Source organism: Streptomyces sp. NPDC104371 (assembly GCF_055583785.1).
In genome coordinates, this window is the sequence record NZ_JBVJNF010000003.1 from 12,403 (window position 1) to 26,243 (window position 13,841).

The following is a 13,841-nucleotide window of genomic DNA, read 5'->3' on the forward strand; positions in this document are numbered from 1 at the left end:
GGGCCGTCGCTCACGCGGGGCGGGTGGCGCAGACGGCGTAGGCGACGGTGACACCGCCGGGCGTGCTGATGGCCTGCCAGCCGGTGGTGCTGCTGCCCTGGGTGCCGGGCAGGGGGCGGCTCGACAGGATGTCGGCGAACCCGGCGACTTCGCGGAATCCGCCGCCGACGGCCACATCGCCGGGGTTGCAGTTCGCGACCGACTGCGTGCCCTGAGGCCCGACCACGGTGTACACGCTGGTGATCCCGCCCGCACCCTGCACACCCTGCGACCCCTGGACACCTTGCAGCCCCTGGGGCCCCTGCGGACCCAGCGACCCCTGGACGCCCTGCGGTCCCTGGGGACCCTGCGCGCCCTGCGGTCCCTGGTTGCCCTTGTGGCCATGGTCCTTGTCGTGGCCGCCGCCCCCGCCGGGGAGGCTCACGGCCCCTTTCGGACCGGGCAGTGCCACGGCGCTGTCGGCGCCCGACCGGTGGATCGCGTCGGCGACGGCTGTCGTGCTCGGGACCACGTTGAGTGCTACGGCAACCGCGCCCGCCGACACCAGGGTGGCGGACCTCACGCGTGAACTGCGGATCGTTCTATGGCTCACCAGAGAACCTTTCTCGCGAACTCGGAGTGATCACGGACAGACTCAGTGACCACGGACAGGGCCCATTGTTGACATAGCGTAAGTAAATAGTATGAAACGACTCATTCCCCGCGGGAGGATCACCCGGTCGGTCTCCGGGGTAACGAGCCATCAGCCGCCGCCCGCTTCGTGCGAGACTCGGCGGGCGTGCGGGCACCCATGGCGGCATCCACCGAAGGGACCTCCTGACATGAGCACTGTCCTGGACCGCATTCGGGTCGGCTCGGCCCCGGACTCCTGGGGCGTCTGGTTCGCCGACGACGCGCGACAGGTGCCCTGGGAACGCTTCCTGGACGAGGTCGCCGAGGCCGGCTACTCCTGGATCGAGCTGGGCCCGTACGGCTACCTCCCGACCGATCCGGCGCGGCTCGCCGACGAGGTGGCCCGGCGGAACCTGAAGGTGTCGGCGGGCACGGTCTTCACCGCGCTGCACCGCGGACCGGCGGTGTGGGAGTCCACCTGGGAGCAGGTCGGCCGGGTCGCCTCGCTCGCCCAGGCCATGGGTGCCGGACACCTCGTGGTCATCCCCTCCTTCTGGCGGGACGACAAGACCGCCGAGATCATCGAGCCCCCGGAGCTGACCACCGAGCAGTGGAAGCGGCTCACCCAGGGCATGGAACGGCTCGGGCGGGCCGTCAGGGAGACGTACGGGCTCGACATCGTCGTCCACCCGCACGCCGACACCCATATCGACACCGAGAAGCACGTCGAACGCTTCCTCGACGCGACGGACTCCGACCTGGTCGGCCTCTGTCTGGACACCGGTCACTACGCCTACTGCGGGGGCGACAGCGTCAAGCTCATCGAGACCTACGGCGAGCGCATCGGCTATCTGCACCTCAAGCAGGTCGACCCCGAGATCCTCGCCGACGTCGTCGCGAACGGGGTGCCGTTCGGCCCCGCCGTGCGACGCGGCGTGATGTGCGAGCCCCCGACCGGCGTGCCCGCGCTGGAGCCGGTTCTCGCCGCCGCGCAGGGCCTCGGCGTCGATCTGTTCGCCATCGTCGAGCAGGACATGTACCCCTGCCCGCCGGGCAAGCCGCTGCCGATCGCCGTCCGTACCCGCGCGTTCCTCCGTTCCTGCGGAGCCTGAGCGACTCCTGCGGAGCCTGAGCGACGCGCGGGCCCTCTTGGGTGTTTGCGCAGGTCAGAGGGGGTGTTAACGGAGATGACAACGGTCACCGATGCAGTCTTTGGTGATTCCCCGGTCGATGGGTTTCACTGCCGTTCAGACACCCGACCCAAGGGGGCAGCGGACGATGACGAGCGACCACGCGCATGGGCACGGCCATGAGCATGGGCATGGTGGCCACACCCACGGGGTGTCGGCCGACGCCGACCGTCGCTGGCTGGGGATCGCGCTCGCGCTGATCACGGCGTTCATGGCGGTCGAGGTGTTCGTCGGTGTCGTCGCCGGCTCCCTGGCGTTGATCTCCGACGCCGCGCACATGCTCACCGACGCCGCCGCCATCGTGCTGGCGCTGATCGCGATGCGGCTCGCCGAGCGCCCGGCCGCCGGGGGCTTCACCTACGGGCTCAAGCGCGCGGAGATCCTCTCGGCCCAGGTCAACGGCCTCACCCTGCTCCTGCTCGGCGCCTGGCTGGCCGTCGAGGCCGTGGAGCGCCTCATCTCACCGCCGCAGGTCCAGGGCGGACTGATGCTGGTGACCGCGCTGGTCGGCATCGTCGTCAACGTGGCCGCCGCCGCGTGCATCGCGCGGGCCAACCGCACCTCCCTGAACATCGAGGGCGCCTACCAGCACATCCTGACCGACCTGTTCGCCTTCATCGGCACCGCCGTCGCCGCGCTCATCATCGTCCTGACGGGCTTCCAGCGCGCCGACGCCATCGCCACGCTCGTCGTGGTCGCGCTGATGGTGAAGGCCGCCTACGGACTGCTGCGCGACTCGGGCCGTATCTTCCTGGAGGCCGCGCCCGCCGACCTGGACCCCGAGGCGCTGGGGGACCGGCTCGTCGCCCAGCCGGACATCGTCGAGGTGCACGACCTGCACGTCTGGCAGATCACCTCCGGGCAGGCCGCCCTGTCGGCCCACGTCCTGGTCGAAGCGGACGGCGACTGCCACTCCGTACGCCGCCATCTGGAGCGAGTCCTGCGCGACGACTACGGCATCACCCACACCACCCTCCAGGTCGACCATGTCGGCGAGGACACCGAGGCCGGGGACCTGCTCCAGACCGCCGTCCCGATGGCCGGGCCCGCAGAACACTGCGACGACGCCCACGGCCCCGTCTACCGGCCGACGGACCGCTGACTCCTGACCTCCGGACCCGCTCCCGGCAACGCCTTCAGGGACAGGAAGGCGTTGCCGAGAACAGGGGAACTGATGTCAACTACTCCTGTCGGCGGGCCACCTCGGGCTCTTCGACCCGAGAGGACGGAGCCGCATGAAGATCCTCATCAGCGCCGACATGGAGGGCGCCACCGGAGTCACCTGGCCGGCCGACGTGATGCCCGGGAGACCCGAGTGGGAGCGGTGCCGGACGATGTTCACCTCGGACGTGAACGCCGCCGTGCTCGGGTTCTTCGACGGCGGCGCCGACGAGGTGCTGATCAACGAGGCCCACTCGACCATGCGCAATCTGCTCCTGGAGGACCTGGACGAGCGGGCGCAGATGATCACCGGCCGCCACAAGTCCCTCTCCATGGTCGAGGGCGTGCAGCACGGCGACGTGGACGGCATCGCGTTCGTCGGCTACCACGCGGGCGCCGGTATGGAAGGCGTCCTCGCGCACACCTACCTCGCCAACTCCATCACCGGGGTGTGGGTCAACGACACACGCGCGAGCGAGGGCCTGCTGAATGCGCGAGTCGTCGCCGAGTACGGAGTCCCCGTCGTCCTCGTCACGGGCGACGACGTGGCCTGCGAGGACGCGCTCGGATACGCGCCCGAGGCGCTCAAGGTCGCCGTCAAGGACCATGTCTCCCGGTACGCGGCCGTGTGCCGCACCCCGGCCAGGACCGCCGCCGACATCCGCGCCGCCGCCAAGGAGGCCGCCGCCCTCGCGGTACGTCAAGAGCCCCTGGACGGCGGCCCGTTCACCGTGGCGGTGGAGTTCGACGCCGAGCATCTGGCGATGGCCGCCACCGTGGTGCCGGGTGTGCACCGCGTCGGCGAGCGGAAGGTGGCGTACACGCACGCGACCATGTACGAGGGCATCCGCACCTTCAAGGCGGTCACCACGATCGCCTCGGCCGCGCTGGAGGAGCAGTATGGCTGACCAGCAGGCCCTGGACGAGGTCGTCCGGTTCACCTCCGACCTCATCCGTATCGACACCACCAACCGCGGGGGCGGCGACTGCCGGGAGCGCCCCGCCGCCGAGTACGCCGCCGAGCGACTGGCCGGGGCGGGCCTCGAACCCACGCTGCTCGAACGCACCACCGGGCGGACCAACGTCGTCGCCCGTATCGAGGGCACCGACCCCTCCGCCGACGCGCTGCTCGTCCACGGCCACCTCGACGTGGTGCCCGCGCAGGCCGCGGACTGGAGCGTGCACCCCTTCTCCGGTGAGATCCGCGACGGGGTCGTCTGGGGCCGGGGCGCGATCGACATGAAGAACATGGACGCGATGATCCTCGCGGTCGTCCGGCACTGGGCGCGCGCGGGCCTGCGGCCACGGCGCGACGTCGTCGTCGCGTTCACCGCCGACGAGGAGGCCAGCGCGGAGGACGGTTCCGGCTTCCTCGCCGACCGGCACGCGGACCTCTTCGAGGGCTGCACGGAAGGCGTCAGCGAGTCCGGGGCGTTCACCTTCCACGACGGAGACGGCCGACAGATCTACCCGATCGCGGCGGGTGAGCGCGGCACCGGCTGGCTCAAGCTCACCGCGCACGGCCGGGCCGGACACGGCTCCAAGGTCAACCACGCCAACGCGGTCACCCGGCTTGCCGCGGCCGTCGCCCGGATCGGCGCCCACGAGTGGCCGGTCCGGCTCACCCCGACCGTGCGCGCCGCGCTCACCGAACTCGCCGCGCTGTACGGCCTCGACGCCGACCTCGACGACATCGACGGCCTGCTGCGCAAGCTCGGCCCGGCCGCCGCGCTCGTCCGGCCCGTGGTCCGCAACAGCGCCAACCCGACGATGCTGAGCGCCGGTTACAAGGTCAACGTCATTCCGGGGGAGGCCGTCGCGTATGTCGACGGACGCTATCTGCCCGGCGGCGAGGACGAGTTCACCACGACCCTGGACGAACTCACCGGACCCGACGTGGACTGGGAGTTCGACCATCGCGAGCCGGCTCTCCAGGCTCCCGTCGACTCACCGACGTATGCCAGGATGCGTGCGGCCGTGGAGGAGTTCGCGCCCGAGGGACATGTGGTGCCGTACTGCATGTCCGGCGGCACGGACGCCAAGCAGTTCTCGCGCCTCGGGATCACCGGGTACGGGTTCGCCCCGCTGAAGCTCCCGGAGGGCTTCGACTACCAGGCGCTCTTCCACGGTGTGGACGAACGCGTCCCGGTCGAGGCGCTGCACTTCGGCGTCCGCGTCCTCGACCGCTTTCTGCGCACCGCCTGATGCGCACGACCTGATGCACGACCTGATGCGCACGGCCTGAGAAGAGGAGTGGGGGAGTTGGAGCAGACCCTGGAGTACGGGGCATGGCCTTCGCCGATCGACGCGGCGCTCGCCGCCGCACACGACGGGCAGCCGGAGTGGGTGGGCTTCGTCGGGGACGAGGCCTGGTGGACCGAGCCGCGTCCCACCGAGGGCGGGCGCCGCGCGCTCGTACGACGCGCGGCGGACGGCACACCGCGGCCGGTGCTGCCCGCGCCGTGGAACGTGCGCAGCCGCGTCATGGAGTACGGCGGCCTGCCCTGGGCCGGGGTGATGCGCCCCGAGGGACCGCTCGTGGTGTTCGCGCACTTCACGGACGGGCGGCTGTACGCGTACGAGCCCGACGCGCCCGGCGCCGAGCCGCGCCCGCTCACCCCGCTCTCGTCGGTGGGCGGCGGACTGCGCTGGGTCGACCCGCAGTTGTACCTGGAGCGGGGTGAAGTGTGGTGCGTGCTGGAGGAGTTCACCGGGGACAAGCCCGGTGACGTACGGCGCGTGGCCGTCTCCGTACCGCTGGACGGCTCGGCGGCCGAGGACCGCGCGGCCCTGCGCGAACTGACCGAGGCCCGCCACCGGTTCGTCACCGGACCCCGGCTCTCGCCGGACGGCCGACGTGCCGCCTGGATCGCCTGGGACCACCCCCGCATGCCGTGGGACGGTACCGAGTTGATCGTCGCCGAGGTGGCCGACGACGGGACGTTCCGCGAGCCGCGCACGGTCGCCGGAGGCCCCGACGAGTCCGTCCCCCAGGTCGAATGGGCCCCGGACGGCGGCCTGTTGTACGTCAGTGACCGCACCGGCTGGTGGAACCTCTACCGCGACGGTGTGCCGCTGTGCCCCCGCGAGGAGGAGTTCGGCGGGCCCCTGTGGCGGGTCGGGCAGCGCTGGTTCGCGCCGCTGGAGAACGGGCTGATCGCCGTCGTGCACGGCAAGGGCGCCGGCCGTCTCGGGGTGTTCTGCCCGGACCGCGGCGAGGTCGTCGACACCGCCGGGCCCTGGACCGAGTTCGCGGCCACGCTCGCCGTGCACGGCAGCCGGATCCTCGGTGTCGGCGCCGGCGCGCACAGCGCGTACGAAGTGGTCGAACTCGACTCCCGCACCGGGCGCGCCCGGGTGATCGGCGCCGCGCACCAGGACCCGGTGGACCCCGCGTACTACCCGCAGCCGCGCATCCGTACCTTCACCGGTCCCGAGGGCCGTGAGATCCACGCGCACATCTACCCGCCGCGCCACCCCGACCACACCGCGCCCGAGGGCGAGTTGCCGCCGTACGTGGTGTGGGCCCACGGCGGCCCCACCAGCCGCTCCCCGCTCGTCCTCGACCTGGAGATCGCCTACTTCACCTCGCGCGGCATCGGCGTCGCCGAGGTGAACTACGGGGGCTCGACCGGGTACGGACGGGAGTACCGCAACCGGCTGCGCGAACAGTGGGGCGTGGTCGACGTCGAGGACTGCGCGGCCGCCGCGCTCGCCCTCGCCGACGAGGGCACCGCCGACCGCGACCGGCTCGCCGTCCGCGGCGGCAGCGCGGGCGGCTGGACCACCGCGGCGTCCCTGACGACGACCGACGTCTACGCCTGCGGCACGATCATCTACCCCGTGCTCGACCTGGCCAACTGGGGCGCGGAGGAGACCCACGACTTCGAGTCGCACTATCTGGAGAGCCTCGTCGGACCGCACGCCGAGGTCCCCGAGCGGTACGTCGAACGATCGCCCCTGGAGCAGGCGGACCGCATCACCGCGCCCTTCCTGCTGTTGCAGGGACTCGACGACCCCATCTGCCCGCCCGCCCAGTGCGAGCGGTTCCTGGCCCGGCTCGACGGGCGCGGGGTCCCGCACGCGTACCTCGCCTTCGAGGGCGAGGGGCACGGCTTCCGCCGCGCCGACACGATGGTGCGCGCGCTGGAGGCCGAACTCTCCCTGTACGCCCAGACGTTCGGCCTGAACCCGCCCGGCGTCCCCACGCTGGAGCTGAGCGAGTGAGACCGCTCACCAGGCCGCCCCGGCTCGTGCCCGGCGCCCGTGTGGCCGTCGTCGCGCCCAGTGGGCCCATACCCGAGGAGCGTCTCGCCGCCGGGCTCGACATCCTGCGCGGCTGGGACCTGGACCCCGTCGTGGCGCCGCATGTCCTCGACCCGCACCCCGGCCTGGACTATCTCGCCGGGGAGGACGCCGACCGGGCCGCCGACCTCCAGGCCGCCTGGTGCGACCCGGACGTGTCCGCGGTGCTGTGCGCCCGGGGCGGTTACGGCGTCCAGCGCATGGTGGACCTGCTCGACTGGGACGCGCTGCGGGCCGCCGGGCCGAAGGTGCTGGTCGGCTTCAGCGACATCACCACACTGCACGAGGCGTTTGCGACCCGCCTCGGTCTGGTCACCCTGCACGGGCCGATGGCGGCAGGCGCCGACTTCCTCAAGAGCACACGGGCTCAAGAGCACCTGCGCGCAACGCTGTTCGCGCCGGAGTCGGTACGCACCATCACCTCCTCCAGTGCCATGACGCTCGTGCCCGGCCGCGCCCGGGGTGTCACCCTCGGCGGCTGTCTGAGCCTGCTCGCGTCCGAACTGGGCACCCCGCACGCCCGGTCCGGCGCTCGGGGCGGGCTGTTGATGATCGAGGACGTCGGTGAGGAGCCGTACCGGATCGACCGGCTCCTCACCCAACTCCTGCGGTCCGGATGGCCGACGGGAGTCGCCGGGATCGCGCTGGGCTCCTGGGAGGGATGCGGGCCCTACGAGCGACTGCGTCCCGTCCTCATGGACCGCCTCGACGGTCTGGGCGTACCGGTCGTGGAGGAGTTCGGGTTCGGGCACGCCCAGGACACGCTGACGATCCCGTTCGGTGTCGCGGCCGAACTGGACACGGAGGCAGGCACGTTGACCCTGGAGGTACCGGCGCTGGTGTGAGGGGACCTTGAGCGCTCCTGCCGGGGTCGGATTCGCCCTCGCGTGTGTGCGCTGGCGGAGGGAACTGCGGGCGACGAGGTGAGTGAAGTCCGGGTGTTTCTCGGCCACTTCAAGTGAGTGCCCGGCCGAGGAACTCACGGATGTGCCCGGTGATCTCCTCCCCGTGGCTCTCCAGGGCGAAGTGCCCGGACTCGACGAGATGGACCTCGGCGTCGGGCAGGTCCTGGCGGAAGGCGCGGGCGCCGTCGGGGCCGAAGATCTCGTCGTTCGCTCCCCATACGGCCAGCAGGGGGACATGGGAGTCGCGGAAGTACTGGTGGACGGCCGGGTAGAGGTCCACGTTGGTGGGATAGTCGCGGAAGAGCTTGAGCTGGATCTCGTCGTTGCCGGGACGGTCGAGCAGCGCCTGGTCGTGCACCCAGTTGTCGGGGCTGACCAGGGTGGGGTCGGCTACGCCGTTGAGGTACTGCCAGCGGGTGACCTCGGGGGTCAGCGCGCGGCGCACCGGTGCTTCGGTCTCCGGGCCGGGGGATCGCGCGTAGGCGAACAGGCCGTCCCAGAAGGGCTTGACGAAGCCCTCGGTGTAGGCGTTCCCGTTCTGCGTGACGATGGCCGTGACCCGCCGCGGGTCCTGGAGCGCGAGCCGCCAGCCGATCGGGGCGCCGTAGTCGTGCACGTACAGGGCGCACCGGTCGACCCCCAGACGGGCCAACAGCCCGGCGGTGATCTCCGTGAGGGCGTCGAAGGTGTAGGGGAACGCGTCCAGGCCCGGCATCGCCGACTGGCCGAAGCCGATGTGGTCCGGGGCGATGACCCGGTAGCGGTCCGCGAGGGCAGGGACCAGGTTCCGGAACATGTGCGAGCTGGTCGGGAAGCCGTGCAGCAGGACCACGACGGGCGCCCCCGGGTCACCGGCCTCCCGGTGGAACACGTCCAGGCCGTCAACGGCGACGGTGCGGTGGTGCACGGCGTAGGCCATCACTCGAGCCCCTTCGTTCGGCACGACAGGGAAGCCGTCCGGCGCGACAGGGAAGCCGTCCGGCATGGCAGGGAAGTCGGCCGACACCATCATCGACGAGCACCGCGAGCCGCGCCATCGGCGGGTACGCGGTCGGGGGCGGGCGAAACCGTGTGGACCCACGGTTCGCGGCCGTGATCGACTGAGGGCATGAGTCTGTGCGTGGACGTGTACGTCGTCGGCGAGGACGACCAGATGCGCGTGCTCGATGTCCCGGCGAGCGCGTCCGACCTCGCGGGCTTCGAGAGCTGGCGTACCACCGTGTGGGGCTCCGACGCCGTGCGCGCGCTGGGCGCGAGGTTTCTCCCGGCCCTGGCCACCGGCGAGTTGGTCGCGGTGGCACCGGACGAGGTGGACGAGTTCCTCAGCGAATGCGCGCTGATCCGCCGCAACCTCGAACACGTGACCCCGACCGCGGACGCGACACAGTCACACGCGACGCACGTCCAGCAGATCTCACAACGCCTGAAGAACATCGAGGACGCCGCCGAACGAGCGAAGGCCGTCGCGGGCGGCGTACTGATCTGGTAGCCCGGGTCCGACCGCGGCCTATGCGCTGCGCGGACACAGGCAGCATGGCAGGTCGGCCAGAAGCCTTTCCCCGGTGGGTAGTTGGCGGCATGCTTTCGGGATGGTCGGCGATGTGTCACCCGTGTACGAGGCGCGGTACGGCTGGGATCGTAAGACCAGGTGGGTCGTCGCGGTCAGTGCCTTCTTCACTGTGGTCCTGTTGCTTCCGGGTGTTCCGTTGTTCCTGCGGGTCCTGGGGCTGGCTCTGTTCGGTGGGGGCGGGGCCCTCATGGCGTACACGGCCATGAGTCACAAGGTCGCGTTCCGGGTGGACGGGACGGGTGTGCTTCTCGGCGGGAATGCCGCTCGGTACCGGGCCACCACCGTCCATGTGCCCTGGGGTGACATCACGGGCTTCGTGCTCTGGAGTCAGAGCACGGGTGTCGCCACCCTGCCCTGTGTGGGGCTCATCCGGCGCGAGGGGGCTCCCGCGCTGCCCGGGGACGGTCCGAAGGCCCGTGCTGTCGTGAGGCGACTCGTGTCGGTGCCCGAGGACGTGGCGTTCACCTCGCGGACCGTGTCCGGGTGGCGTCTGGACAAGGAACGGCTGGTCGCGGCCGTCGCCCACTACGCGCCCGGCATCCCCGTACGGGAGCATCCCTCGGCGTGAGGGCGGCTGCTCACCCGTCCGGCCCCCGCCGGTCGGGCGGCGGCCCCGGTGGCCGTCCATGCTGGGCGTATGAGAGCGAGGACCCCCAGCGGTGAAGCACGCCAGGGGCGGTTGCCGTGGGTGACGCCGCGCAGGATCGTCGGGCTGGCGCTGGCCGCGCTCGTGCTGGCCTTCGTCTTCGAGAACACCCAGCAGACCCGGATCCGGCTGCTCGTGGCCATGGTCACCATGCCGCTGTGGCTGGCGCTGCTGGGCACGGGGGTGATCGGGGCGCTGTGCGGGGCGTTGGTGATGAGTCGGCGGGGCTGACCTCGGTTCACGTACGGTGGCCGGGTGCTCGAGACTCATGGATATCTCACCGAGGGGCCCCGCGTGGGCGTCCGTCCCTTCACGTACGAGGACGAAGCCGAGTTCGTCGCGCGGGTGCGGGAGAGCGAGGATCTGCACCGTCCGTGGCTGTTCCCGCCCGCCGACTCCCAGGCCTACGCCGCGTACACCAGGCGGCTCATCGAGGATCCGGCGAAGGTCGGGTTCCTGGTGTGCGAGAAGGACAGCGGTGCCCTCGCCGGGTTCATCAACATCAACAACATCGTGGAGGGCGGCTTCCGTTGCGGGGCCCTCGCCTACGCCGCCTTCGCGCACGCCGTGGGGCGCGGGCTGATGTCCGAGGCGCTCGATCTCGTGATGCGGTACGCCTTCGGGCCGATGGGGCTGCACCGGCTGGAGATCAACGTGCAGCCCGGCAACACCGCCTCGATCGCCCTGGCCCGCCGCGGCGGGTTCCGGCTGGAGGGGTTCTCGCCGGACATGATCTTCATCGACGGTGCGTGGCGGGACCACGAACGGTGGGCCATCACCGCCGAGATGGTCGGGGAGCAAGGGGAGCAAGAGGGGTGAGGGGACGTGGGGGACGTACGCCGGTTTGCCTCCTTTGCGGAATCCTGACGTGGCGGCCCCTGGTCGGCTCGGCACGGGCCCGGTTGCATGGCGATCGTGACGACGATCCGACGTGACGTACTGACCCTGCCCACCGCGGAGTTGGGACCAGACAACCCGCTGCCCCCGCTGCGTCCGCTCGCCGAGACGCACCGCGTCGAGGACCGGGACAAGGACGACCTGCCGGGCGACATGGCCCGGCAGATCGGATACGCGCCTCTGCGCAGCCTGCTGCCCGTCCGCGTCCGGGACGGCTACGGCAGAACGCGTGCGCCGCGTGACATCGACACCCTGGTGATCGAGAACGACCGGCTGCGCGCCACCGTCCTGCCCGGTCTCGGCGGGCGCGTCGCGTCGCTGTTCCACAAGCCGACCGGCCGCGAACTGCTATACCGCAACCCGGTGTTGCAGCCCGCCTGCTTCGCGCTCAACGGCGCCTGGTTCTCCGGCGGCATCGAGTGGAACATCGGCGCCACGGGTCACAGCACCCTCTCCTGCGCGCCCCTGCACGCGGCCCGTGTCACCGCGCCCGACGGGGGAGAGATGCTGCGCCTGTGGGAGTGGGAGCGCCTGCGCGATCTGCCCTTCCAGGTCGACCTCTGGCTTCCGGAGGGCTCCGACTTCCTGTACGTCGGCGTCCGCGTCCGCAATCCGCAGGAGCGGCCCGTGCCCGTGTACTGGTGGTCCAGCATCGCGGTGCCCGAGGAGTGCCGGGTCCTGGCGCCCGCCGAGGAGGCGTACCACTTCGGGTACGAGCGGCGGCTGCGCCGGGTGCCGGTGCCGTCGTACGACGCCGTGGACCACACCTACCCCCTCAACAGCACTTACCCGGCCGACTACTTCTACGACGTACCCGACGGGCGGCGCCGCTGGATCGCCGCGCTCGACCACGACGGCCAGGGGCTGGCGCAGACCTCGACCGATGTGCTGCGCGGGCGGAAGCTGTTCGTGTGGGGCACGGGGGCCGGTGGGCGCCGCTGGCAGGAGTGGCTCACCGAACCGGGCACCGGTGGCTACTGCGAGATCCAGGCCGGGCTCGCCCGCACCCAGTTGGAGCATGTACGGCTGGACGCCGAGAGCGAGATGTCCTGGCTGGAGGCCTACGGGCCGCTGAGCGCCGGACGCGAGGGGGAGTGGGCGACCGTCGTACGCGGGGCCGAGGCGCGGCTCGACTCCGTCCTGCCGCGCGGCGAGGTCGACGCCGCCTACGCGGCGTGGCGGTCGTGCGCCGATACGGAACCCGGCGAGACGCTCGCCGTGGGCTCCGGCTGGGGCGCGCTCGAAGTACTGCGTACCGGGGGCAAGTTGCCGGGCACGCCGTTCGAGGAGTCCACGCTCGGCGAGGCGCAGGAGCCGTGGCTCCGGCTGCTGCGGTCAGGGGCGTTCCCCGAGCCGGGGCGGGTCGTTCCGCCCGGTGAGACGCTCGTCGCGCCGCACTGGCGGGACATGCTGGAGAGCGCCCCCGCCGAGCCGTTGACGGAGTATCACCTGGGTGTCGCCCAGTGGCATGCGGGCGATCGGGCGCAGGCGGTGCGGAGTTGGGAGCGAGGCCTTCAACTGGGCTGTGCGCGTTGGCCGTTGCTGCGCTGCCTGGCCGTGGCGGACCAGGAGGCCGACCACCCCGAACGCGCCGCCGACCGGTACGCGGAGGCCTTCGACGACCTCTGCCGAGGGCGGCACGACGACGGCGAGGAGAGCTGGACGGCCGCCACGGCGGCGCTCGGCCACGAGGCGATCGAGGCGCTGCTCACGACGGGCCGCGCCACGGCCGCGCGCACCGTGTGGCAGCGCCTCGATCCCACGACACGGCACCGCGGCCGATTCCGGCTGCTCGAGGCCCGCCTGCTGCTCGCGGAGGGCGAGCGTGCGGCGGCACGGGCCGTCTTCGACGAGGGCTTCGAGGTAGCGGACCTGAGGGAGGGCGCGGAGACGCTCGCCGACCTGTGGTCCCGCCTCACCGACGACCCACTCCCGGCACACTACGACTTCCGGATGCGCCCGGACCGGGAGGGATGAACCACGCGCGCCGCACAGCGCGGGTCGGCCGGTGCCCGTGAAGCCTCGGTCGCGGTGCGTCGGCGCTGTTCGTTGCCCGTCGCCCCGGCGTCGCTACCCTGTCGGTCCGCGGTCCGCGTACTCGTATACCGAACCGTCCGGGTGCAGTGCGATCAGGTTGCGGCCGGCCGGTGTTGCCATCGGGCCCGCCAGGACGCGGGCGCCCGAGTCGGTCAGGACGCGGTGGGTCTCCTCGACGTCCTTCACCGCGATCGTCGCTGTGACCTTGCGCAGGACCTCGATCTCCGCCTCGGGGCCGCTCATCAGCAGGAAGCAGCCGACCGCGGCGACCGAGACGCCGCCCCGCTCGAAGCGCTCGGCACGGCCGCCCGCCAGTCTCTCGTAGAACGCGACCGAAGCCTCCAGGTCGTCGACGCAGATCCGTAGCGTGGCTCCCAGAATTTCCATACGGGAGAGCCTAGTTGGGGCCCGCCGCGGACGTGATCGTTTCGGCCGGATCCCGGCCCGGCACAGGGTGCCGCGCGAGGCCGCGGGCGCGGTGTTACGGCGACCGCGGCCTGGGTACCCGGCGGCCAGGA

The 13,841-nt window shown here is 71.6% G+C and carries 14 protein-coding genes; 11 read left to right on the forward strand and 3 right to left on the reverse strand.

Features of this window, described 5'->3' with window-relative positions; all coding sequences use genetic code 11:
* Positions 1-10: 10 nt before the first annotated feature.
* Entirely contained in the window at positions 11-592 is a 582-nt protein-coding gene (locus ACZ60T_RS10735) for a hypothetical protein (protein ID WP_469665587.1), read from the reverse strand.
* Between the two features lie 229 nt (positions 593-821).
* Between ACZ60T_RS10735 and ACZ60T_RS10740 the strand changes: the two genes are divergently transcribed.
* From ACZ60T_RS10740 to ACZ60T_RS10765, 6 genes are all read left to right on the forward strand, one after another.
* Entirely contained in the window at positions 822-1,724 is a 903-nt protein-coding gene (locus ACZ60T_RS10740; RefSeq protein ID WP_469665588.1) for a sugar phosphate isomerase/epimerase family protein, read from the forward strand.
* 166 nt (positions 1,725-1,890) lie between these two features.
* Complete coding sequence (locus ACZ60T_RS10745; RefSeq protein ID WP_469665589.1) at positions 1,891-2,904, forward strand: cation diffusion facilitator family transporter; 1,014 nt, start codon at positions 1,891-1,893, stop codon at positions 2,902-2,904.
* 133 nt (positions 2,905-3,037) lie between these two features.
* Positions 3,038-3,871, forward strand: a complete 834-nt coding sequence (locus ACZ60T_RS10750; RefSeq protein ID WP_469665590.1) for a M55 family metallopeptidase — start codon at positions 3,038-3,040, stop codon at positions 3,869-3,871.
* Positions 3,864-5,168 carry a M20/M25/M40 family metallo-hydrolase gene (locus ACZ60T_RS10755; RefSeq protein ID WP_469665591.1) on the forward strand — a complete coding sequence of 435 codons (1,305 nt, stop codon included), beginning with the start codon at positions 3,864-3,866 and terminating at the stop codon, positions 5,166-5,168. Before ACZ60T_RS10750 ends, ACZ60T_RS10755 begins: the two co-directional genes overlap by 8 nt.
* Positions 5,169-5,216: 48 nt before the next feature.
* A complete protein-coding gene (locus tag ACZ60T_RS10760) occupies positions 5,217-7,190 on the forward strand; it encodes a dipeptidyl-peptidase 5 (protein ID WP_469665592.1) in 1,974 nt (657 codons plus the stop codon).
* Entirely contained in the window at positions 7,187-8,113 is a 927-nt protein-coding gene (locus ACZ60T_RS10765) for a S66 peptidase family protein (protein ID WP_469665593.1), read from the forward strand. The genes ACZ60T_RS10760 and ACZ60T_RS10765 overlap by 4 nt, the downstream gene beginning before the upstream one ends.
* 109 nt (positions 8,114-8,222) lie before the next feature.
* Here the strand turns inward: ACZ60T_RS10765 and ACZ60T_RS10770 are convergent, their stop codons facing one another.
* Positions 8,223-9,092: an alpha/beta fold hydrolase gene (locus tag ACZ60T_RS10770; protein WP_469665594.1), complete on the reverse strand. Its 870-nt coding sequence runs from the start codon at positions 9,090-9,092 to the stop codon at positions 8,223-8,225.
* A gap of 189 nt (positions 9,093-9,281) precedes the next feature.
* Here ACZ60T_RS10770 and ACZ60T_RS10775 point away from each other — a divergent pair, with 189 nt between their 5' ends.
* The 5 genes from ACZ60T_RS10775 to ACZ60T_RS10795 all read left to right on the forward strand — a co-directional run bounded on the left by ACZ60T_RS10775 (position 9,282) and on the right by ACZ60T_RS10795 (position 13,263).
* Positions 9,282-9,662 carry a hypothetical protein gene (locus ACZ60T_RS10775; protein WP_469665595.1) on the forward strand — a complete coding sequence of 127 codons (381 nt, stop codon included), beginning with the start codon at positions 9,282-9,284 and terminating at the stop codon, positions 9,660-9,662.
* A gap of 100 nt (positions 9,663-9,762) precedes the next feature.
* Complete coding sequence (locus ACZ60T_RS10780; RefSeq protein WP_469665596.1) at positions 9,763-10,311, forward strand: hypothetical protein; 549 nt, start codon at positions 9,763-9,765, stop codon at positions 10,309-10,311.
* A gap of 69 nt (positions 10,312-10,380) precedes the next feature.
* On the forward strand, positions 10,381-10,620 hold the full coding sequence (locus ACZ60T_RS10785) for a LapA family protein (RefSeq protein WP_365627563.1): 240 nt from the start codon (positions 10,381-10,383) through the stop codon (positions 10,618-10,620).
* A gap of 24 nt (positions 10,621-10,644) precedes the next feature.
* Entirely contained in the window at positions 10,645-11,208 is a 564-nt protein-coding gene (locus tag ACZ60T_RS10790) for a GNAT family N-acetyltransferase (RefSeq protein WP_365627566.1), read from the forward strand.
* A gap of 87 nt (positions 11,209-11,295) precedes the next feature.
* The gene (locus ACZ60T_RS10795) at positions 11,296-13,263 is read left to right on the forward strand and encodes a DUF5107 domain-containing protein (RefSeq protein ID WP_469665597.1); all 1,968 of its coding nucleotides are present in this window, start codon (positions 11,296-11,298) and stop codon (positions 13,261-13,263) included.
* A gap of 93 nt (positions 13,264-13,356) precedes the next feature.
* Here ACZ60T_RS10795 and ACZ60T_RS10800 read toward each other — a convergent pair whose 3' ends face one another.
* Entirely contained in the window at positions 13,357-13,710 is a 354-nt protein-coding gene (locus ACZ60T_RS10800; protein ID WP_365627572.1) for a VOC family protein, read from the reverse strand.
* Between the last annotated feature and the right edge of the window lie 131 nt (positions 13,711-13,841).

Bases quoted from the DNA above. Each gene is read 5' to 3' on its own strand.
- ACZ60T_RS10740 (WP_469665588.1), top strand. From the start codon at position 822: ATGAGCACTGTCCTGGACCGCATTCGGGTCGGCTCGGCCCCGGACTCC.
- ACZ60T_RS10745 (WP_469665589.1), top strand. From the start codon at position 1,891: ATGACGAGCGACCACGCGCATGGGCACGGCCATGAGCATGGGCATGGT.
- ACZ60T_RS10750 (WP_469665590.1), top strand. From the start codon at position 3,038: ATGAAGATCCTCATCAGCGCCGACATGGAGGGCGCCACCGGAGTCACC.
- ACZ60T_RS10755 (WP_469665591.1), top strand. From the start codon at position 3,864: ATGGCTGACCAGCAGGCCCTGGACGAGGTCGTCCGGTTCACCTCCGAC.
- ACZ60T_RS10770 (WP_469665594.1), bottom strand. From the start codon at position 9,092: ATGGCCTACGCCGTGCACCACCGCACCGTCGCCGTTGACGGCCTGGAC.
- ACZ60T_RS10775 (WP_469665595.1), top strand. From the start codon at position 9,282: ATGAGTCTGTGCGTGGACGTGTACGTCGTCGGCGAGGACGACCAGATG.
- ACZ60T_RS10780 (WP_469665596.1), top strand. From the start codon at position 9,763: ATGGTCGGCGATGTGTCACCCGTGTACGAGGCGCGGTACGGCTGGGAT.
- ACZ60T_RS10785 (WP_365627563.1), top strand. From the start codon at position 10,381: ATGAGAGCGAGGACCCCCAGCGGTGAAGCACGCCAGGGGCGGTTGCCG.
- ACZ60T_RS10795 (WP_469665597.1), top strand. From the start codon at position 11,296: ATGGCGATCGTGACGACGATCCGACGTGACGTACTGACCCTGCCCACC.
- ACZ60T_RS10800 (WP_365627572.1), bottom strand. From the start codon at position 13,710: ATGGAAATTCTGGGAGCCACGCTACGGATCTGCGTCGACGACCTGGAG.